Origin of the sequence: Pragia fontium DSM 5563 = ATCC 49100 (assembly GCF_900112475.1) — a bacterium.
GTDB lineage: Bacteria > Pseudomonadota > Gammaproteobacteria > Enterobacterales > Enterobacteriaceae > Pragia > Pragia fontium.
In genome coordinates, this window is sequence record NZ_FOLW01000019.1 from 1 (window position 1) to 22,695 (window position 22,695).

Sequence of the window (22,695 nt, forward strand, 5' to 3'; positions counted from 1 at the left end):
ACCTCTGACACTGAGAGCTTTGGTGGGATCTTGACTAATAAATGAACGTGATCTAATTGAACATTTAATTCCACTATTTCTATATGGAGCTGTTCACTCAAAATTCTTATTTGTCTGTACACCTCTTTCCCTACATTATTTTTCAATATTCGGAATCGGCATTTGGGCGTCCAGACTATATGGTATTGACAATGCCATAGCACATGCGATGCTTTTTCGAATCTACTCATGGTTAAATCCTTATCAGTTATGGGGATAACAGATTCGGATTTTCCCATGAGTAGCCTTACTGGCAGAGCCTAAAGTCGATAACCACGTCCATAGGACGTGGTATTCAGTTAGAAATAAAAAAACCGCCCTTTCAGGCGGTTTATTAAGTCAGTAGCGTTGATTACTCGTCACTGTGACCCAGACCGGCATTCAGCAATTCAGCCAAGTTAGCTGTTGCTTCTTCTGCGCTGACCTGTGGAGCACTAGCACTGGAGATTTCTTCAACGTGGCGACGACGTGCACGAGCCTGGTGATAAGCGTAACCGGTACCCGCCGGAATCAGGCGACCAACGATAACGTTCTCTTTCAGACCACGTAACTCATCACGTTTACCTGCAACGGCAGCTTCAGTTAACACACGAGTTGTTTCCTGGAACGACGCAGCAGAAATGAAGGACTCAGTTGCCAACGATGCTTTCGTAATACCTAACAGGTCACGAGCAAAGGTTGCGCCCAACTTACCACCTGCTTCAAGCGTGCGGTTAGCAATCTTGATGCGCGCGTACTCAGCCTGCTCACCTTCAAGGAACTCGGTGTTGCCAGGATGAACAATAGTCCCTTTACGCAGCATCTGACGAACGATAACTTCAATGTGTTTATCGTTAATCTTAACGCCTTGCAGACGGTAAACTTCCTGAACTTCGTTAACGATGTAACGAGTCACTTCATGCACACCACGCAGACGCAGGATGTCATGTGGAGACTCTGGACCATCGGAAACAACGTCACCGCGTTCTACCAGTTCGCCTTCAAATACGTTCAGCTGACGCCATTTCGGAATCATCTCTTCGTACGGCTCGCTGCCATCCATCGGAGTGATAACCAGACGACGCTTACCTTTGGTCTCTTTACCGAAGGAGATTACGCCGCTGATTTCAGCCAGAATCGCAGGCTCTTTCGGACGACGCGCTTCAAACAGGTCGGCTACGCGTGGTAGACCACCGGTAATATCGCGAGTACCGCCAGATTCCTGAGGAATACGTGCCAGAGTGTCACCCTGATTGATCTCTACGCCATCTTCTAACTGGATAATTGCTTTACCCGGTAAGAAGTATTGAGCAGGCATATCAGTACCTGGGATCAGGACATCATTACCTTTAGCATCAACCAGTTTTAACGCAGGACGCAGGTCTTTAGTACTACCAGTACGTTCAGCACCTTCCAGCACAACGATTGAAGACAGACCAGTTAATTCGTCAGTTTGACGAGTAATTGTCTGGCCATCAACCATATCGGTAAAGCGAATGAAACCGGCAACTTCAGAGATAACTGGCATGGTATGCGGATCCCAGTTAGCGACAGTTTCGCCACCGGTAACGCCAACGCCATCGCCTTTCGCCATAACCGCACCGTAAGGTACTTTATAGCTCTCTTTAGTACGACCGAACTCATCGATCAGGGTCAGTTCAGTATTACGTGAAGTAATCACCAGCTTGTTAGCAGGATTGATAACAAACTTAGCGTTCTTCAGCTTCAGGCTACCTGTATTTTTCACCTGAATACTGGACTCAGCTGCCGCACGCGATGCCGCACCACCAATGTGGAACGTACGCATGGTTAACTGTGTACCCGGCTCACCGATTGACTGAGCTGCGATAACACCGATAGCTTCACCTTTGTTGATGATATGGCCACGAGCCAGGTCACGACCGTAACAGTTAGCACAAACACCAAAATCGGTATCACAGCTAACAACGGAACGTACCTTGATAATATCAACAGAGTGCTCTTCTAACAGGTCACACCATTTTTCATTCAGCAGCGTATTACGCGGTACCAGAATGTCAGCCGTACCCGGTTTCAGAACGTCTTCAGCCGTTACACGACCTAATACACGCTCACGCAGTGGTTCTTTAACGTCGCCACCTTCGATAACCGGGGTCATAACGATACCGTCATGTGTTCCACAGTCATCTTCGATAACAACCAAGTCCTGCGCCACGTCAACTAAACGACGGGTCAAATAACCGGAGTTTGCTGTTTTCAGTGCGGTATCCGCCAAACCTTTACGAGCACCGTGAGTCGAGATGAAGTACTGGAGTACGTTCAGACCTTCACGGAAGTTCGCAGTGATCGGGGTTTCAATGATCGAGCCATCTGGCTTAGCCATCAGACCACGCATACCGGCTAACTGACGAATCTGTGCTGCCGAGCCCCGTGCACCGGAGTCAGCCATCATAAAGATGCTGTTGAAGGAAACTTGCTTCTCTTCTTCGCCGTCACGGTTAATCACGGTTTCTGAAGACAAGTTTTCCATCATCGCTTTTGCTACGCGTTCGTTAGCAGCAGCCCAGATATCGATAACTTTGTTATAGCGTTCGCCAGCAGTAACCAGACCTGACTGGAACTGCTCCTGAATTTCTGCAACTTCAGTTTCGGCTTCCGTGATGATTTCAGCTTTCTTAGCCGGAATCACCATGTCGTCGATACCAACAGACGCACCAGAACGTGCCGCATAGGCAAAGCCGGTGTACATGGTCTGGTCAGCAAAAATAACAGTCGGCTTCAGACCCAAGATGCGATAACAGGTGTTAATCATCTTGGAAATAGCTTTCTTGCCTAACGCTTGGTTAATAATCGAGTAAGGTAGACCTTTAGGTACGATCATCCACAGGATGGCACGACCAACGGTAGTATCTACCAGACCGGTTTTAGCAACCAATTCACCTTCAGCATTCTTCTCATACTCGGTGATACGAACTTTAACGCGGGCATGTAGTTCAGCGTGGCCGGCACGGTATACGCGCTCAGCTTCTTTTGGTCCGCCTAAGACCATGCCTTCGCCTTTCGCATTCACTTTGTCGCGGGTCATGTAGTACAGACCCAATACCACGTCCTGAGAAGGAACGATGATTGGCTCACCGTTAGCTGGCGACAGAATGTTGTTGGTGGACATCATCAACGCACGTGCTTCCAGCTGAGCTTCCAGCGTTAGCGGTACGTGAACAGCCATTTGGTCACCATCGAAGTCGGCGTTATAAGCCGCACACACTAATGGGTGCAACTGAATCGCTTTACCTTCGATCAGAACCGGTTCAAACGCCTGAATACCTAAACGGTGCAGGGTTGGTGCACGGTTTAACAGTACCGGGTGTTCGCGGATAACTTCATCCAGGATATCCCATACCACGGCTTCTTCACGCTCAACCATTTTCTTAGCGGCTTTGATGGTGGTCGCTAGACCGCGCAGCTCAAGCTTGCCGTAGATGAATGGTTTGAACAGCTCTAATGCCATCTTCTTAGGAAGACCGCACTGATGCAGACGCAGGTATGGACCTACGGTAATAACCGAACGACCGGAGTAGTCAACACGCTTACCAAGCAAGTTCTGACGGAAACGACCCTGTTTACCTTTGATCATATCGGCCAAAGATTTCAGAGGACGCTTGTTAGAACCGGTGATAGCACGACCACGACGACCGTTATCCAACAGCGCATCCACGGCTTCCTGCAGCATACGTTTTTCGTTACGTACGATGATATCCGGCGCAGCCAGATCCAGCAGTCGTTTCAGACGGTTGTTACGGTTAATTACGCGACGATATAAATCGTTCAGGTCGGAAGTCGCAAAACGACCACCGTCCAGCGGAACCAGCGGACGTAAATCTGGCGGCAGAACCGGCAGAACAGTCAGAATCATCCACTCAGGCTTGTTGCCAGACTGAATGAAGGCTTCCAACAGCTTAACGCGCTTAGTCAGCTTCTTACGTTTGGTTTCAGAGTTGGTTTCATTTAACTCTTCACGCAGTTGTTCACATTCCGCTTCCAGATCCATGCCTTTCAGCAGTGACTGGATAGCTTCTGCACCCATCTTCGCGTCAAATTCATCACCGAACTCTTCCAGCGCATCCAGATACTGCTCTTCAGTCAGGATCTGACGACGCTCAAGGTTAGTCATACCGCCTTCAACAACCACATAGGATTCGAAGTACAGTACGCGTTCAATATCACGTAAAGGCATGTCTAATAACAGACCGATACGGGACGGCAGTGATTTCAGGAACCAGATATGCGCAGTAGGAGAAGCCAGTTCAATGTGGCCCATACGCTCACGACGCACTTTAGTCTGAGTCACTTCAACGCCACATTTTTCACAAATGACGCCGCGATGCTTCAGACGCTTGTACTTACCGCACAAGCATTCGTAATCTTTTACTGGTCCGAAAATACGGGCACAGAAAAGGCCGTCACGTTCTGGTTTGAACGTACGGTAGTTAATGGTTTCTGGCTTTTTTACTTCGCCAAAAGACCAAGAACGGATCATGTCTGGCGATGCCAGCGCAATTTTGATTGCATCAAACTCTTCGGTCTTAGTTTGTGCTTTCAGAAACTTCAGTAAATCTTTCACGGATCGGCTCCTGTCGGAGTTAAACCTGTTGGGCGCAAAACCTGATCTTAAACGCAATGTTTAAGGGGTTAAGCGCCCCTGTGCCCTGCAACCATCCCCGGCGAACCGGGGCTGGAGATTAGAGGAAATTATTCCTCTTCCAACTCGATGTTGATACCCAGCGAGCGGATCTCTTTCAACAATACGTTGAAGGATTCCGGCATGCCTGGCTCCATCTGATGGTTGCCATCCACGATGTTTTTGTACATCTTGGTACGGCCGTTTACATCGTCGGACTTGACGGTCAGCATTTCCTGCAGAGTGTACGCTGCGCCATAAGCTTCCAGCGCCCACACTTCCATCTCACCGAAGCGTTGTCCACCGAACTGAGCCTTACCACCCAGCGGCTGCTGAGTAACCAGGCTGTAAGAACCGGTAGAACGTGCATGCATCTTGTCATCAACCAAGTGGTTAAGTTTCAGCATGTACATATAGCCAACGGTAACCGGACGTTCGAACTGTTCACCGGTACGTCCATCAAACAACGTGATCTGGCCAGAAGTCGGTAAACCGCCCAAGGTCAGAAGTTCTTTGATTTCTTTCTCTTTTGCACCATCAAACACTGGTGTCGCAATCGGCATACCCTTACGCAGGTTCTCTGCCAGAGTCAGCACTTCTGCATCAGTAAACTTAGCTAAGTCTACTTTCTGACGCGTATCATCACCCAGATCGTAAGCTTTCTGGATAAATTCACGCAGTTTTGCCGCTTCTTGCTGCTGCTTCAGCATGGTGTTGATCTTGTCACCGATACCTTTCGCAGCCAGACCCAAGTGGGTCTCCAGAATCTGACCGATGTTCATACGTGATGGTACACCCAGCGGGTTCAGCACGAGGTCAACAGGCACGCCGTTTTCATCGTAAGGCATATCTTCGATCGGGTTGATCTTAGAGATAACACCTTTGTTACCATGGCGACCTGCCATCTTGTCACCAGGCTGGATCTGACGTTTAACCGCCAGGTAGACTTTGACAATCTTCAGTACGCCAGGAGCTAAATCATCGCCCTGAGTGATCTTGCGACGCTTACCGTCAAGTTTCTTCTCGAATTCGGATTTCAGTTCGTCGTACTGCTCAGCCAACTGTTCCAGTTGGTTTTGCTTGTCTTCGTCACTTAATCCAATTTCCAGCCACTTGTCGTGAGTCAGCTTGCTTAGTTTGTCTTCTTCGATGCCGCCGGCAACCAGCACATCGTGAATACGCGCAAACAGACCTGCTTCGAAAATCTTCAGTTCTTCAGTCAGGTCTTTCTTAACCTGCTTAAGCTGCATATCTTCGATTTCAAGCGCACGCTTGTCTTTCTCTACGCCATCACGGGTAAAGACTTGAACGTCGATAATGGTACCTGAAACGCCGTTTGGCACGCGCAGTGAGGAGTCTTTAACATCAGACGCTTTCTCACCAAAAATCGCGCGCAGCAGTTTCTCTTCTGGCGTCAGCTGGGTTTCACCTTTAGGCGTTACCTTACCAACCAGAATGTCGCCGCCGGTCACTTCAGCACCGATATAAACGATACCTGACTCATCCAGTTTAGACAGTGCCGCTTCACCCACGTTAGGGATGTCAGCAGTGATCTCTTCCGGCCCTAACTTGGTATCACGAGATACGCAAGACAGTTCCTGAATATGGATAGTCGTAAAACGGTCTTCCTGTACAACACGCTCAGAAACCAAGATGGAGTCTTCGAAGTTATAACCGTTCCAAGGCATGAACGCGACGCGCATGTTCTGGCCTAGTGCCAATTCGCCCAAGTCAGTCGATGGGCCGTCAGCTAACACGTCACCGCGTTCAACTGGCTCATTTAAAGAGACGCATGGCATTTGACTGATACAGGTGTTCTGGTTAGAACGGGTGTATTTCGTCAGGTTATAAATATCGATACCTGCTTCACCCGGCATCATCTCGTCTTCGTTAACTTTAATCACGATACGCGATGCGTCGACGTACTGAACAATACCGCCGCGTGTGGCAACGGCGGTTACGCCGGAGTCAACCGCTACAGCACGTTCCATACCGGTACCAACCAGCGGCTTATCAGCACGCAGAGTAGGAACCGCCTGACGTTGCATGTTTGCACCCATCAATGCACGGTTGGCGTCATCATGCTCCAGGAACGGAATCAAAGAAGCACCTACGGACACAACCTGTTGGGTTGAAACGTCCATATAGTCAACTTGTTCGCGGCTGAATAAGCTTGATTCGCCTTTGTTACGACAGGTCACCAGGTCTTCCATGAAGTGGCCTTCGTCATCCAGGTTTGAGTTAGCCTGAGCGATAACGAAGTTGCCTTCTTCAATGGCAGATAAGTAATGAATCTCATCGGTTACCATACCGTCACGTACGCGACGATAAGGGGTTTCCAGGAAACCATACTCGTTAGTCTGTGCATACACAGATAATGAGTTAATCAAACCGATGTTTGGACCTTCCGGGGTTTCGATTGGACATACGCGACCATAGTGAGTCGGGTGTACGTCACGTACTTCAAAGCCGGCACGCTCACGCGTTAAACCGCCCGGGCCCAGTGCAGAGATACGACGCTTGTGCGTAATCTCAGACAACGGGTTGTTTTGGTCCATAAATTGAGATAATTGGCTGGAACCAAAGAACTCTTTCACCGCCGCCGAAATCGGCTTAGCGTTGATCATGTCCTGAGGCATCAGGGTGTCGAGATCGCCTAATGACAGACGCTCTTTAACCGCACGCTCAACGCGCACTAAGCCGACACGGAACTGGTTTTCAGCCATTTCACCAACGGAACGAATACGACGGTTACCCAAGTGGTCGATATCATCCACTTCACCAACACCATTACGGATGCCGATAAGTTTCTTCATCACTTCGATGATATCTTCTTTGCTCAGGATCCCGGAGCCTTCAATTTCTTCACGACTTAAAGAACGGTTGAACTTCATGCGGCCTACCGCAGAAAGATCGTAACGGTCTTCAGAGAAGAACAGGTTCTCAAACAGATTTTCTGCTGCTTCGCGCGTTGGTGGTTCACCAGGACGCATCATGCGATAGATTTCAACCAATGCACTTAAGCGATCAGAGGTTGGGTCTACGCGCACGGTCTCAGACATATAAGCGCCGTGGTCCAGATCGTTGGTGAACAGCGTTTCGATACGCTTATGGCCTGCCATGCTTAATTTAGCCAGCAGATCCAACGTCAATTCCATATTCGCAGGGCAAATAATTTCCCCGGTACTCTCGTCGATATAATCTTTAGAAACGACTTTTCCAATAATGTATTCAGTCGGCACTTCGATTTTATTGACGCCGTCTTTTTCAAGCTGGCGAATATGGCGAGCAGTAATACGACGACCTTTCTCTACGAAAACTTTACCGTCAGCTTCGATATCGAAAGAAGCGGTTTCACCGCGCAAGCGCTCAGGAACGAGTTCCATTTGCAGCTTATTATCGCGGATTTCGAAGACAATCTTGTCAAAGAACAGGTCTAAAATTTGTTCGGTGGTGTAATCCAGCGCACGTAAAATGATAGTCGCAGGTAATTTACGACGACGGTCAATACGAACGAACAAGTTATCTTTCGGGTCAAACTCGAAATCTAACCAGGAACCACGGTAAGGAATAATACGTGCGTTATACAGCACTTTACCCGATGAATGGGTTTTACCCTTATCACTATCAAAGAACACACCCGGACTACGGTGTAACTGGGACACGATAACACGCTCTGTACCATTGATGACAAAGGTACCGTTATCGGTCATGAGCGGAATCTCGCCCATATAAACTTCTTGTTCTTTGATGTCTTTAACCGTGCCCGCCGGAGCGTCACGATCATAAATCACCAGGCGCAGTTTAACGCGCAGCGGTGCAGAATACGTCACACCACGGATTTGACACTCTTTGACATCGAATACAGGTTCACCAAGACGATAGCTCACATACTGCAACTCAGAGTTGCCGCTGTAGCTCTGGATAGGGAACACAGAACGGAATGCAGCTTCCAGTCCATGTTGGCCTTCCATATCTTGCTCGATGAACTTCTGGAACGAGTCAAGCTGGATAGAAAGAAGGTAAGGAATGTCCAGTACTTGTGGACGTTTACCAAAATCCTTACGAATGCGTTTTTTCTCGGTATAGGAGTAAACCATAGGGTTCCTCAGCTCGCTGATCAGTGACCCACTCTGTCCGTCCGAATAGGGACAGTCGTTACAACACTATTTATTTCGATCGGAAGTATGAAAATCTTCCGCAATACTCATTTCTATCACTCTTAAATCATTTCATTACGCAGACCCAAAGCCTTCGGCAGTGGCAGTAAACGCAGTATATTAAGTCGTCTATAGAAAGAAATATTGGGGTTTTTCAGTAGGCAAACAGTGTGAAACCCTACTGAAACCCTATAGCGCAAAAAGGCTGGTGACTAAAAAGTCACCAGCCATCAGCCTGTAAGTCAGGCTGCAAACTGGAAAGAGGTCTTACTTAACCTCAACAGAAGCGCCTGCTTCTTCCAGAGCTTTCTTCAGAGCTTCAGCGTCATCTTTGCTAACGCCTTCTTTGATTACAGCTGGTGCAGATTCAACTAAATCTTTAGCTTCTTTCAGACCCAGGCCAGTTGCGCCACGTACTGCTTTGATAGCAGCAACTTTGTTAGCACCGGCAGCAGTCAGAACTACGTCGAATTCAGTTTTCTCTTCAACAGCTTCAACCGCAGCAGCTGGACCAGCAGAAAGAGCTGCAGCAGAAACGCCAAACTTCTCTTCCATAGCTGCGATCAGCTCAACGATTTCCATTACAGACAGAGCTGCAACGCCTTCTAAGATTTGGTCTTTAGTGATAGTTGACATAACAAGTGTTCCTAAAATATAGAAATAGTTTATACGTTAAAAAGCAACGATACAAAAGAGCAATTAAGCTGCTTCTTTCTGATCGCGCAACGCAGCCAAGGTACGAACCAGTTTGCCGGCAGCGGCTTCTTTCATGGTTCCCATCAGGCGTGCGATTGCTTCATCGTAGGTTGGTAAGGTTGCTAAGCGGTCAATATTTGCCGCAGAGATTAACTCACCTTCAAAGGCTGCTGCTTTAACCTCAAATTTTGCATTATCTTTAGCAAAAGCTTTGAATAAACGAGCGGCTGCGCCCGGATGTTCGTTAGAAAATGCAACTAAGGTTGGACCAACAAACGTGTCTTTCAGGCACTCGAATGGAGTCCCTTCAACGACGCGACGCATTAAGGTGTTACGAACAACACGCATATAAACGCCAGCTTCACGACCTGCTTTACGCAGTTCAGTCATTTTATCTACAGTTACGCCGCGGGAATCCGCAACCACTACAGACAGCGCGCCCTTGGCTACTTCGCTAACTTCAGCAACAATCGCTTGTTTGTCTTGAAGATTTAATGCCATTGGCTTTTTGCTCCTGGATTAGACCGGGAAAATCCCCGGAACTCACATCACCTGAATCAATCGTTTCCGAAGAAACGATGAGCAGGCGTTAAAACACGGTGAGTAGAATCCAGCAAAGAGCATTTTCTTGTAACAAGAAAAAACATTCTTTAGGCTCTCTCACCGTCTACGCAGGCCGTTATACCTTTAATAAGGAAACAGCAATTAAGTATGTTGCCATACGCCTGCGGTCTTGGACGGAGGCCTGGATATGGCCAGGCTCCAACCGAAAAAATCTAAGGGGACAAATTCTAGACGAATCTGCCCCCATAGTAAAGCAACGAATTAACTCGCTGCTGCGCTCAGGCTGCTTTGATCGATAGCTACGCCAGCACCCATAGTGGTGGACAGGCTAACTTTCTTAACAAAAACACCTTTAGCGGTAGATGGTTTAGCTTTCTTCAGAGCAGACAGCAGAGATTCTAAGTTCTCTTGCAGTTGAGCTGTATCGAAGTCAACTTTACCGATAGTGGTATGGATAATACCGTTTTTATCATTACGATAACGAACCTGACCCGCTTTAGCATTTCTAACTGCTTCAGCAACGTTAGGTGTAACAGTACCCACTTTCGGGTTTGGCATCAGACCACGTGGGCCTAAAACCTGGCCTAATTGACCAACAACGCGCATTGCATCAGGAGAAGCAATAACAACGTCGAAGTTCATTTCGCCTTTTTTGATTTGGTCTGCTAAATCTTCCATACCGATCAGATCGGCACCGGCTTCTTTTGCAGCTTCAACGTTTGCGCCCTGAGTAAACACAGCAACGCGAACGGTACGACCAGTACCGTGTGGCAGTACAGTTGCACCGCGAACGTTTTGGTCAGATTTACGAGCGTCGATACCGAGGTTTACGGCAACGTCTACACTTTCAACGAATTTAGCAGTTGCTAATTCTTTCAGCAGAGCAACAGCTTCAGCAATTTCATACTGTTTAGTTGCATCAACTTTGTCACGGATTACGCGCATGCGCTTGGTTAGCTTAGCCATTGATTAACCCTCCACTACCAGGCCCATGGAACGAGCAGTACCTTCAATAGAACGCACCATCGCGTCTAAATCAGAACCAGTCATATCCGTAGCTTTAGTTTGTGCAATTTCACGAACTTGCGCGTTTGTTACTGTTCCAACTTTAGTTTTGTTTGGAACACCAGAACCAGACTTAACGCCTGCAGCTTTTTTCAGCAGCACAGCAGCCGGTGGGGTTTTGGTAACAAAAGTGAAAGAACGGTCTGCATACACAGTGATAACAACAGGAATTGGTAAGCCTTTTTCAATGCTTTCAGTTTTAGCATTGAACGCCTTACAGAATTCCATGATGTTTACACCTTGCTGACCCAGAGCTGGACCAACTGGTGGACTTGGGTTAGCCATACCAGCTGCAACTTGCAGCTTAACGTAGGCTTGGACTTTTTTAGCCATGAGTTATTTCCTCGGTTTGGGTAATAGCGCCTCGAAAGGCTCCCCTATCTTTAATAAAATGTGTTTTATCTTTATACGTAATAAAAATAAAAGGCGCGGAATTATACGATAACCCCACGCCTAATACAATATGATTATTCAATCACCACACGGTGCTTGATTAGCCTTTCTCTACCTGACCGAAGTCTAGTTCAACTGGTGTTGCGCGACCAAAGATAGAAACCGATACTTTCAGACGGCTCTTCTCATAGTCAACTTCCTCAACCACACCGTTAAAGTCAGCAAATGGGCCATCATTAACGCGCACCAGCTCACCCGGTTCAAATAGTGTTTTCGGCCGTGGCTTATCACCAACTTGTTGTAAGCGATTCATAATCGCATCGACTTCTTTATCACTAATTGGTGCCGGACGATCCGACGTTCCGCCAATGAAACCCATAACGCGTGGAATGCTGCGAACTAAATGCCATGTAGCATCGTTCATCGCCATCTGGACTAATACATAACCAGGGAAGAATTTGCGTTCACTTTTACGACGTTGGCCACCGCGAATCTCAACAACCTCTTCGGTTGGAACCATCACTTCGCCAAACTGATCTTCCATCTCATTCAGTTTGATGTGCTCACGCAAAGATTGCGCAACGCGACCTTCAAAACCGGAGAAAGCTTGAACTACGTACCAACGCTTTTTAGGGGCTTCAGACATCTTAGAACCTCAGGCCAGTTATAAATGAGACCAAACGGACCAGAATACCATCCAGCCCCCATAGAATCAGTGACATCACGACAGTGACCGCAGCAACAATCAACGTTGTCTGTAGCGCTTCCTGACGCGTAGGCCAAATCACCTTGCGAACTTCAACGCGTGCAGCACGCGCAAACTCCAGTGTCGCTTTACCTTTCGCGGTAAATAACGCGATAGCAAAAGCAACGCCAATGATAGCAACGACGGCTATCGCACGCAGAGGTAAACTATATCCACGGTAAATATAATTACCCACAATAGCGGTAATCAGTAATGCCGCGACAATCACCCATTTAACTATTTCTAGTCCGCGCCCGTTTCCTTGAGCTTCGGTATTCGCACTCATAAACCAACCTGTCAGTATGACTTAAATAATTCACTCACCCCGCATTATAGCAGAGCAACCAAGCCGAATGCTCGTTCTTCGGCATAATACGCCGTATCTGAGCCTATCTCACCCTAGCTCTCACTGACTTATACCAGAAAACAAGACAGAAAAACTTGATGAGATAGGTTCTTTTTATTCACAACGTTGAAAAAGGGCATCAAATGATGCCCTTTTAAAGCCTGCCGAGTCAATCTTATTTGATGATCTTAGCAACAACACCCGCACCAACGGTACGGCCACCTTCACGGATAGCGAAGCGTAAACCTTCGTCCATCGCGATTGGGGCAATCAGAGTTACAGTCATCTGAATGTTATCACCTGGCATTACCATCTCTACGCCTTCTGGCAGTTCGATGGTACCGGTCACGTCAGTTGTACGGAAGTAAAACTGTGGACGGTAGCCTTTGAAGAATGGAGTATGACGACCACCTTCATCTTTGCTCAGGATATAAACTTCTGATACGAAGTTAGTATGCGGGTTGATTGAACCTGGTTTTGCTAATACTTGACCACGTTCGATTTCATCACGCTTAGTACCACGCAGCAGAACACCAACGTTCTCACCCGCACGGCCTTCGTCCAGTAATTTACGGAACATTTCAACGCCGGTACAAGTTGTTTTCACAGTATCTTTGATACCAACGATTTCAACTTCTTCACCAACTTTAACGATACCGCGCTCTACACGACCGGTTACTACTGTACCACGGCCAGAGATTGAGAAAACGTCTTCGATTGGCAGCAGGAACGGCTTATCAATTGCACGCTCTGGCTGTGGAATGTAGCTATCCAGTGCTTCAGCCAATTCGATGATTTTAGCTTCCCACTCAGCTTCGCCTTCCAACGCTTTCAGCGCAGAACCACGAATTACTGGGGTATCATCACCTGGGAAATCGTACTGAGACAGAAGCTCACGAACTTCCATTTCAACCAGTTCTAACAGCTCTTCATCGTCAACCATGTCACACTTGTTCAGGAACACAATGATGTATGGTACGCCAACCTGGCGGCCTAACAGGATGTGCTCACGAGTCTGAGGCATAGGACCATCAGTTGCAGCAACAACCAGAATAGCGCCATCCATCTGAGCAGCACCAGTGATCATGTTTTTAACGTAGTCGGCGTGTCCTGGGCAGTCAACGTGTGCATAGTGACGCGTAGGCGTGTCGTATTCTACGTGAGATGTATTAATGGTAATACCACGCGCTTTTTCTTCTGGTGCGTTATCGATTTGATCGAATGCACGCGCGTTACCACCGTAGGTTTTTGCCAATACGTTGGTGATAGCTGCTGTCAGAGTTGTTTTACCGTGGTCAACGTGGCCGATAGTACCGACGTTTACGTGCGGTTTTGTACGTTCAAATTTTTCTTTAGACATCGATAGTCCCTCTAAATCACGATAGATAGATCGTGGTTAAACCACATTAACCAAGCAAAAGCTTGTAATAGCATGTTGAGGTGGAAGTAATCAGGGGGATAACCAGAGAAGGGAAAGTGGTGCTGATAGGCAGAGTCGAACTGCCGACCTCACCCTTACCAAGGGTGCGCTCTACCAACTGAGCTATATCAGCACTTGGAGCGGGCAGTGGGAATCGAACCCACATCATCAGCTTGGAAGGCTGAGGTAATAGCCATTATACGATGCCCGCAGTTCCGAACTCAGTGACCTGGTGCTTCAACACTCTAAACTCGGTGGTGGGGGAGGAATGACTTCAGAAGCAGTGATAAACCTTAGTAGCTTATCGTGCTTTGCTGAGTGCTGAACTCCAAAGTGAAGCTCTTAACTCATCCCCTTTCAGGTGTCTTTTCAGACACTGTATTGATGCCACATCGCGTCAACACAATCAAATAATGGTGGTGGGAGAAGGATTCGAACCTTCGAAGTGAGTCACGGCAGATTTACAGTCTGCTCCCTTTGGCCGCTCGGGAACCCCACCCAGAATTCTTGATTGGTGCCGGCTGCCGGAATCGAACTGGCGACCTACTGATTACAAGTCAGTTGCTCTACCTACTGAGCTAAGCCGGCATCAAGTGCTGCGCATTCTAGGGAGACATTACGAACGATGCAACAAAAAATTTCACTTTAATGCGCTATCGCTCACTTTTTAATCAAACAAGCCTTTTTTTTACCCGTAAAGTATAGATTATAGCCAATCGTCATCACCACAGTGAAGAAAATTTAAACACTTTTTTTGCTGACTTTTAATCACCCTAATTTTTAGAGCACATTTCCTTCTTATTCCAAGAACCCGAACGATATCAAAGTGCTCCTTTTTTAACCTGATAATCAAAATCAACCAAAGTCTGACGCTTTAATGACATGTTATGAACGTTATCAGCCAGAGTTAGGTGCAGCCTGACACCTGATTGGTATAGGAAGCGATTAATATTTTTATTATGCTATTGAACAGCATTACCGCAAACGATGAAAACCAGCGCTGATCAAACTTAAACTATCGTCGATTATTATTCCGTGCTTTCGATGCGCTTCACATTTCAGTACTGTGCCTCTTGTGCCTGGCCTCTAACGCTCTATAGTTCAAACAACGCTATGGCTACACTCAAACGCTTGGCACCCTATTATTATCACCAGGGATTTGGTTGCAATGTCTTCTCTTTACTCCGCCTTTAAACGATCTATTCAGACATGCCGACCGCATACCCTGCGTGGAAAAATGATGGTACTGGCTATTCTGATGGTGTCTTTGCCAACGCTAATCATTGGCTATCTGGTTGAAACCGAAGGGCGAGATGCCCTATTACAAGAAAAAAGAATCAAACTCTCCGCCGTCACAAAATTACTAGACCAATCACTGGCAGATTCATTCAGCCTCTACGCCGACCTTCCTCGGGAACAGAGAATAAAAGCCCTGAATCAAAAATTGGCACCGGAAACCGATAAGATAACAGGCGCTTTTTCCGGCGTAGGTGCTGGCTATTACAGCAAGGAACTGGATGCCATCATAACCTATGGCCCACAGGCTCTGCATGGTAATGCCGTCGGCGTAACCATTAAAGCCGATCATCCGGGACGTGAAGTGATGGCCAGCGGTGAACCGCTGGTTAAATGGGGTTCTCAGGTACGTGGCAATATCATGAACTCCATGATCCCGATTAAACGGGATAATCAGGTTATCGGTTATATCTGGGCCAACGAACTCTCTAACGATATCGATCGTCAGGCGCTGGCCATGGATATCAAAATTATGTTCGTCCTCGTTATTGGCCTGCTGTTGAGTATCTGGATGATCGCCGTCTTCTCCCGCCGCTTTACTACCGACATTGATACCATTAAAACTGGACTAACCGAGCTCTCATTGGATCTGAAAGCGACCATTCCCCCCATGAAGGGAGAAATGGGGGAGATATCCGACAGCGTTAACGCCTTGTCCAGGGCCTTACGTGAAGCCAAAACCCTCAATGAATTAGTGATAGAAAGCGCCGCCGACGGCGTCATTTCCGTGGATATTCACGGCTGCGTCACCATGATTAATCCGGCGGCAGAAGGCATTACCGGCTACCGTAAAAAAGCGCTTATCGGTAGACCTTACGCCGAGATATTTGACAAGACCGACTTCCATAGTCCGGTTTTAGATACCTTAATTCATGGTATCGATCATGTCGCACTCGAGGTGGAATACCCGGCTAAAGATCGCAAAATTCAGATTAGCGTTAGCACCAGCCAATTACACAATGCGCAGGGAGAAACGATTGGCGCACTGGTTATTTTCACCGATTTAACGGCCAAAAAAGAGGTTCAACGCCGCATTGAACAGGCGGAAAGATTAGCCACACTGGGTGAATTAATGGCTGGAGTAGCCCATGAAGTCAGAAATCCACTCACCGCAATCAGCGGGTTCGTGCAAATACTCAGGGATAGCGAGCAAGACCCACAACGTCGAGAATATACCCAGATTATTCTTAAAGAGGTTAATTCCATTAATCGGGTTATTCAGCAACTGCTGGACTTTGCCCGGCCACGCCCAAGCCTTTACCAGCAAGTAAATTTAAATCAATTGATTAACCAAACGTTAATTCTGGTGAAAACTAAAGGTATTGAGGTACGCATCGATTTTATTCTGGAGCTGGAACAACATCTGCCGGATATTGAAGCCGATGGCGAGCTGTTAAAACAGGTACTGCTTAACCTATTGATTAACGCCGTACAGTCTATCGCTACCAGAGGTAAGATAATGATTACCACCCGCTCTCGAGACCAGTATTGGCAAGAAATAACCATTCAAGATACTGGTTGCGGCATTGGCGATGACATCAAATCCAAAATTTTTGATCCATTCTATACCACCAAACCGTCCGGTACCGGGCTGGGGTTATCCATCAGCCACCGAATTATTACCGCTCACGACGGCGATATTACCCTGAACAGTCAACTAAATCAGGGAACCACATTTACTCTTGTTCTACCGGTTAAACATGGCGAAGGAAATCCGTTATGAAAAAATCTTATCGTATTCTGATCGTGGACGATGAAGAAAACGTTCGCCGTATGTTAGCCACCGTTTTTACTCACGATAACCATCAGGTTATCTGTGCTGAAGATGGGCAGCAGGCGTTAGAATTATTTCAACAGCAAACGCCCGACGTCGTGTTAATGGATATTCGCATGCCTAAGCTCAACGGCATGGAAGCCCTGCAAGTGATGCGTCAGCTCAATCAAGATACGCCGATTATTTTAATGACTGCCTACGCCGCGGTGGAAACCGCCGTTGAGGCACTTCGACTAGGGGCGTTCGATTACGTTATCAAACCCTTCGATCTGGATGAGCTAAAAATCATGATCGGACGGGCTATGCAGCTACGGGAAATGAAACAGGAGATCAACCTGCTTCATCGCGCCCTATCCGATAGCTATCAGTGGGATCGGATTTTAACCAACAGTCCAAAAATGATGGAGCTGTGCCGAGATACCGCCAAAATCGCCCAGAGTAACGCCAGCGTCTTGATTACCGGCGAAAGCGGTACCGGCAAGGAACTAATCGCCAAAGCAATTCACTACAATAGTCCACGAGCCAAAGGCCCATTTATAAAAATTAACTGTGGCGCACTACCGGAATCCTTACTAGAAAGCGAGCTGTTTGGTCATGAGAAAGGTGCCTTTACCGGAGCACAAACTCAGCGTCAGGGACTATTTGAACGGGCTAATCAGGGAACCTTGCTGTTAGATGAAGTTGGGGAAATGCCCCATAACCTACAGGTTAAACTCCTGCGGGTACTACAAGAGAGAGAGTTTGAACGCTTGGGCGGCAGCCAAACCATTAAAACTGATATCCGCCTGATTGCGGCAACTAACCGTAATCTGTCAGCCATGGTAGAACAAGGGGAATTCCGTCGAGATCTGTTTTATCGCCTAAACGTCATGCATCTTTCCCCTATTCCACTTCGTGAACGCCCGGAAGATATCTCACTCTTGGCTCAGCACTTTGTCCAAAAATTCAGTGCAGAAAATGGCAAAGAAATTGTCGAGCTCGATCCCAGTACGCTGACTATTTTGGAAGCCTATCCATGGCCGGGCAACGTCAGGGAATTGTCTAATGCTATTGAGCGAGCGGTCATCATGAGCACCGGATTTATTATCTTCCCGGATGAACTGCCAGAGCACCTACAACAACAGTTAAACGTTCCCCATCTCAGTGAATCAACCAATACGCTAACCGGACATACGCTGAAAGAGAATTTAAAAGCTTACGAACGTGAATTAATTTGCACAGCACTGGGCAACAATCAGGGAAACCGCGTGCAAACCGCACGAGTACTGGGTATCAGCCGTCGGGCGCTGATGTATAAACTACAGGAATATCATATCGAATAACCATTCGATAGCCTTACCGCTACCGCTCACTCCATAACAATATCTCATGCCCCTGATTTATCAGGGGTCTTTGCATTATTTAGCGATCAGACAAAATATGCACACCTGTGCAAAAATTTGCACTCTTGTTCCAGCCTATTATGCTTGCTTGATCGTTTCAATTCATTAAAACCATTCATTTAATCTTTTACTTATCAATAAATTAATAGAATAACATCGAAAAAAAACCATAAAAAACATAACTGGCACAACCATTGCAATTCCTTAATTGAGTCCGAATTCGGATATCAAAACATAAGGAATAACGATGAAAAATAAACATATTGATATACAGCAAGCTGCTGAATATTTTCGTGATGGCATGACCATCATGGTTGGCGGTTTTATGGGTGTGGGCACACCGCCACGTCTGGTGGAGGCACTACTCAATTCAGGTGTTAAAGATTTAACCATCATTGCTAACGATACCGCTTTTGTTGATACCGGTATTGGTCCGTTAGTGGTCAACGGTCGGGTGAAGAAAGTCATCGCTTCACACATTGGTACTAACCCGGAAACCGGTCGTCGCATGATCGCTGGTGAAATGGAAGTCGAACTGGTTCCTCAAGGCACGCTGATTGAACAAATTCGCTGCGGCGGTGCTGGTTTAGGTGGCTTCTTAACCCCCACCGGCGTCGGTACCGTGGTTGAAGAAGGTAAACAAAAAATCACCATTGCGGATACCGAATACCTGCTGGAACTCCCTCTGCGCGCCGATTTGGCGCTGATTCAGGCACATATTGCCGACCATCAAGGCAATCTGGTTTATCAAATGACCGCCCGTAACTTCAACCCGTTAATCGCGCTGGCTGCTGATGTGGTTATTGCGGAACCGGACAGTCTGGTTGCCGTTGGTGATATCTCTCCGGATCAGGTGATGACCCCCGGTGCCCTGATCGATCACATTGTTTGCCCGAAGGAGTGCTAATCATGAATGCTAAAGAACTTATCGCACGCCGCGTTGCCCTTGAACTACACGACGGAGATATCGTCAATCTGGGCATTGGCCTACCCACTCAAGTGGTTAACTACTTACCAACCGATATCCACATTACCCTACAGTCTGAGAACGGCTTTCTGGGTCTCGGTCCAGTAACCGAAGCCCATCCGAATCTGGTTAACGCCGGTGGTCAACCTTGTGGCATGTTGCCGGGTGCAGCCATGTTTGACAGCGCTTTCTCATTTGCTTTGATTCGCGGTGGTCACGTTGATGCCAGCGTCCTCGGCGGCTTACAGGTCGATCAGGGTGCCAATCTGGCTAACTGGATGGTACCGGGAAAAATGGTACCGGGTATGGGAGGTGCGATGGATCTGGTCACCGGCGCTCGTCGAGTGATTATCGCGATGGAACACTGCGCTAAAGACGGTTCCTCCAAAATTCTCAAGCAGTGCACCCTGCCATTAACCGCCAAAAACAAAGTCAGCATGATTGTCACTGAACTGGGCGTTTTCAACTTTGAAAATGGCTCTCTGGTGTTAAAAGAACATGCACCGGGCGTAACGCTGGAAACCATCCGTGAGAAAACTGAGGCCGACTTTATTGTGGCGCCAGATTTCAAACCAATGCCTATCGTGGTTGAGGAAGGTGTCGCATGATCGGCCGCATATCGAAGTTTTTAACCGGATTTGTCAGCCGTTACCTGCCCGATCCACTCATTTTCGCCATGTTGTTGACCATGTTCACATTTGTGATCGCCCTGGCTCTGACCCCACATACCCCTATTGATATGGTTCAAATGTGGGGTAACGGCTTCTGGAACCTGCTTGGTTTCGGTATGCAAATGGCATTAATTATCGTCACCGGACATGCGCTAGCCAGCTCTGCGCCGGTGAAGAAAATCCTTAAGTTAACCGCTTCTGCCGCCAAAACGCCGGCTCAGGGCGTTATGCTGGTTACCTTCTTTGGTTCGGTGGCCTGCGTTATTAACTGGGGATTTGGTCTGGTCGTTGGCGCCATGTTCGCCCGTGAAGTGGCACGTCGGGTCAAGGGCTCTGACTACCCGCTGTTGATTGCCTGTGCTTACATCGGCTTTCTAACCTGGGGTGGTGGTCTCTCCGGCTCTATGCCGTTACTGGCAGCAACCCCGGGCAATCCGGTTGAGCATATCGCCGGTCTGATTCCTGTTTCCCAAACTATCTTCACCGGTTACAACATCTTTATCACCTTAACGCTGATTATCGTGATGCCATTTGTTACCCGCATGATGATGCCAAAACCGGGTGATATCATCACCATCGATCCTGCGCTATTGCAGGAAGAAGCTGACTTCCAGAAAAAATTACCTGCTGATGCACCTGTTGCAGAGAAAATGGAAGAAAGCCGGATTATTGCCTTTATTATCGGGGCATTAGGTATTGCCTATCTGGGTATGTACTTCTGGGAAAAAGGCTTCAATATCACCATTAACACCGTCAACATGATGTTTATGATTGCCGGCCTGCTGCTGCATAAAACACCGATGGCTTATATGCGTGCGATCTCCGCCGCAACTCGGAGCACCGCCGGTATTTTGGTTCAGTTTCCGTTCTATGCCGGTATCCAACTGATGATGGAACACTCCGGTCTGGGTGGATTAATTACCGAATGGTTTATCAGCGTTGCCAATAAAGACACCTTCCCCATTATGACCTTCTTTAGCTCCGCATTGATTAACTTTGCCGTGCCATCAGGCGGTGGTCACTGGGTTATTCAAGGTCCATTCGTTATGCCTGCTGCACAAGCGCTGGGCGCTGACTTAGGTAAATCAGCCATGGCCATTGCCTATGGTGAACAGTGGATGAATATGGCACAGCCATTCTGGGCGCTGCCTGCACTGGCGATTGCCGGACTGGGTGTTCGGGACATTATGGGTTACTGCGTAACCGCCCTGCTGTTCTCCGGTCTGATATTTGTTATCGGCCTCACGGTATTTTGACGCTAATTTGGAATAAGGAATTGAGTTATGAGCAATATTGTTATTGTCAGCGCAGCCCGCACCGCCATTGGTAGCTTTAACGGCGCTCTGGCCTCTGTTTCTGCCGTAGATTTAGGTGCCACCGTTATTCGTGAAGCCATGGCACGTGCCGGCATCAACGGAGATGCCGTAGACGAAGTGATCTTTGGTAACGTACTTCAGGCCGGTCTTGGCCAAAACCCCGCTCGTCAGGCGCTGCTGAACAGCGGTATTCCTGATAGCGTTTGCGCTTATACCGTGAACAAAGTGTGCGGCTCCGGTTTGAAAAGTGTCGCTCTGGCCGCTCAGGCTATTCTGGCTGGCGATGCTCAAGCTATCGTAGCTGGCGGTATGGAGAATATGAGCCAAGCGCCTTATCTGCTGGATAGCAAAGCACGCTGGGGCTACCGTCTGGGCGACGGTAAGCTGATGGACGTGATTCTACAAGACGGCTTAATGTGCGCGACTAATCATTACCATATGGGTATTACCGCTGAAAACGTTGCTAAAGAGTATGATATTAGCCGCGAAGCACAAGACGCTCTGGCACTGGCATCACAACAAAAAGCGGTGGCCGCCATTAACAGCGGTGCATTTGCCAAAGAAATTGTACCAGTCACAGTAAAAAGCAGAAAAGGCGAAATCATTGTTGATACCGATGAATTCCCGAAAGCTGACACCACCGCAGAAGGCTTAGCTAAACTGCGCCCGGCGTTCACGAAAGAAGGTACGGTGACTGCCGGTAACGCTTCTGGTATTAACGATGGTGCAGCAGCGCTGGTCGTGATGTCCGAAAGCCGCGCTAAAGCATTAGGGTTACAGCCACTGGCGCGTATCCGTGGCTATGCTAATGGCGGTGTTAATCCTTCGATTATGGGAATGGGTCCGGTTCCGGCAACCCTGAATGCCCTGAAGAAAACTGGCTTGGCACTGTCCGATATCGATCTAATTGAAGCCAACGAAGCCTTTGCGGCTCAGTTCCTTGCCGTTGGCAAAACGTTAGGATTCGATCCGGCAAAAGTCAACGTCAACGGGGGTGCCATTGCTCTCGGACACCCAATCGGAGCCAGCGGTGCACGCATTCTGGTCACGTTATTACACGCCCTACAAGCCAGAGATAAAACGCTGGGTCTGGCAACGTTGTGTATTGGCGGTGGTCAGGGTACAGCAATGATTATTGAGCGAATGAGTTAATCATCATCGCCATGGCCCGACAATCTCGTTGGGCCATCTTTACCACCGAAGCGATTAAATCCATACCGGTAAC

The 22,695-nt window shown here is 47.8% G+C and carries 16 protein-coding genes and 4 tRNA genes; 6 read left to right on the forward strand and 14 right to left on the reverse strand.

Annotation, left to right across the window (positions count from 1 at the left end; translation table 11 throughout):
* From tnpA to BMZ28_RS16600, 14 genes are all read right to left on the reverse strand, one after another.
* Positions 1-230, reverse strand: a 230-nt coding sequence (tnpA, locus tag BMZ28_RS16535; protein WP_139211644.1) for an IS200/IS605 family transposase, incomplete at its 3' end; no start/stop codon positions are given.
* Between the two features lie 161 nt (positions 231-391).
* Positions 392-4,618 carry a DNA-directed RNA polymerase subunit beta' gene (gene rpoC, locus BMZ28_RS16540; protein WP_047782094.1) on the reverse strand — a complete coding sequence of 1,409 codons (4,227 nt, stop codon included), beginning with the start codon at positions 4,616-4,618 and terminating at the stop codon, positions 392-394.
* 128 nt (positions 4,619-4,746) lie between these two features.
* Positions 4,747-8,775: a DNA-directed RNA polymerase subunit beta gene (gene rpoB / locus BMZ28_RS16545; protein WP_074824993.1), complete on the reverse strand. Its 4,029-nt coding sequence runs from the start codon at positions 8,773-8,775 to the stop codon at positions 4,747-4,749.
* Between the two features lie 327 nt (positions 8,776-9,102).
* Positions 9,103-9,471 carry a 50S ribosomal protein L7/L12 gene (gene rplL, locus BMZ28_RS16550; protein WP_047782096.1) on the reverse strand — a complete coding sequence of 123 codons (369 nt, stop codon included), beginning with the start codon at positions 9,469-9,471 and terminating at the stop codon, positions 9,103-9,105.
* A 63-nt stretch (positions 9,472-9,534) separates the two neighbouring features.
* Positions 9,535-10,032 (reverse strand): 50S ribosomal protein L10, encoded by a 498-nt coding sequence (rplJ, locus tag BMZ28_RS16555; protein ID WP_047782097.1) that lies wholly within the window; start codon positions 10,030-10,032, stop codon positions 9,535-9,537.
* Positions 10,033-10,356: 324 nt separating this feature from the next.
* Positions 10,357-11,061: a 50S ribosomal protein L1 gene (gene rplA / locus BMZ28_RS16560; RefSeq protein WP_047782098.1), complete on the reverse strand. Its 705-nt coding sequence runs from the start codon at positions 11,059-11,061 to the stop codon at positions 10,357-10,359.
* Between the two features lie 3 nt (positions 11,062-11,064).
* Entirely contained in the window at positions 11,065-11,493 is a 429-nt protein-coding gene (rplK, locus tag BMZ28_RS16565; RefSeq protein ID WP_047782099.1) for a 50S ribosomal protein L11, read from the reverse strand.
* 160 nt (positions 11,494-11,653) lie between these two features.
* Complete coding sequence (nusG, locus tag BMZ28_RS16570; protein ID WP_047782100.1) at positions 11,654-12,199, reverse strand: transcription termination/antitermination protein NusG; 546 nt, start codon at positions 12,197-12,199, stop codon at positions 11,654-11,656.
* 1 nt (position 12,200) lies between these two features.
* Positions 12,201-12,584, reverse strand: coding sequence for a preprotein translocase subunit SecE (secE, locus tag BMZ28_RS16575; RefSeq protein ID WP_047782101.1), 384 nt, complete (start codon positions 12,582-12,584; stop codon positions 12,201-12,203).
* Positions 12,585-12,819: 235 nt separating this feature from the next.
* A complete protein-coding gene (gene tuf, locus BMZ28_RS16580; RefSeq protein ID WP_047782102.1) occupies positions 12,820-14,004 on the reverse strand; it encodes an elongation factor Tu in 1,185 nt (394 codons plus the stop codon).
* Positions 14,005-14,121: 117 nt separating this feature from the next.
* Positions 14,122-14,197, reverse strand: a tRNA-Thr gene (locus BMZ28_RS16585).
* Between the two features lie 3 nt (positions 14,198-14,200).
* A tRNA-Gly gene (locus BMZ28_RS16590) sits at positions 14,201-14,275 on the reverse strand.
* A gap of 203 nt (positions 14,276-14,478) precedes the next feature.
* Positions 14,479-14,563 (reverse strand) — tRNA-Tyr (locus tag BMZ28_RS16595).
* 13 nt (positions 14,564-14,576) lie between these two features.
* Positions 14,577-14,652: transfer RNA gene (locus tag BMZ28_RS16600), tRNA-Thr, on the reverse strand.
* Between the two features lie 580 nt (positions 14,653-15,232).
* On the opposite strand from BMZ28_RS16600, the gene atoS reads away from it, so the two are divergent.
* The 6 genes from atoS (at position 15,233) to BMZ28_RS16630 (ending at position 22,622) form a co-directional block, all read left to right on the forward strand.
* Positions 15,233-17,083, forward strand: a complete 1,851-nt coding sequence (gene atoS, locus BMZ28_RS16605; RefSeq protein WP_074824996.1) for a two-component system sensor histidine kinase AtoS — start codon at positions 15,233-15,235, stop codon at positions 17,081-17,083.
* Positions 17,080-18,456 carry an acetoacetate metabolism transcriptional regulator AtoC gene (atoC, locus tag BMZ28_RS16610; RefSeq protein WP_074824999.1) on the forward strand — a complete coding sequence of 459 codons (1,377 nt, stop codon included), beginning with the start codon at positions 17,080-17,082 and terminating at the stop codon, positions 18,454-18,456. The genes atoS and atoC overlap by 4 nt, the downstream gene beginning before the upstream one ends.
* Positions 18,457-18,763: 307 nt before the next feature.
* Positions 18,764-19,423: an acetate CoA-transferase subunit alpha gene (gene atoD / locus BMZ28_RS16615; RefSeq protein ID WP_074825001.1), complete on the forward strand. Its 660-nt coding sequence runs from the start codon at positions 18,764-18,766 to the stop codon at positions 19,421-19,423.
* 2 nt (positions 19,424-19,425) lie between these two features.
* Entirely contained in the window at positions 19,426-20,091 is a 666-nt protein-coding gene (locus BMZ28_RS16620) for a CoA transferase subunit B (RefSeq protein ID WP_047782106.1), read from the forward strand.
* On the forward strand, positions 20,088-21,410 hold the full coding sequence (locus BMZ28_RS16625; protein WP_047782107.1) for a TIGR00366 family protein: 1,323 nt from the start codon (positions 20,088-20,090) through the stop codon (positions 21,408-21,410). The genes BMZ28_RS16620 and BMZ28_RS16625 overlap by 4 nt, the downstream gene beginning before the upstream one ends.
* A 27-nt stretch (positions 21,411-21,437) precedes the next feature.
* Positions 21,438-22,622 (forward strand): acetyl-CoA C-acetyltransferase, encoded by a 1,185-nt coding sequence (locus BMZ28_RS16630; RefSeq protein ID WP_047782108.1) that lies wholly within the window; start codon positions 21,438-21,440, stop codon positions 22,620-22,622.
* Positions 22,623-22,695 lie beyond the last annotated feature (73 nt).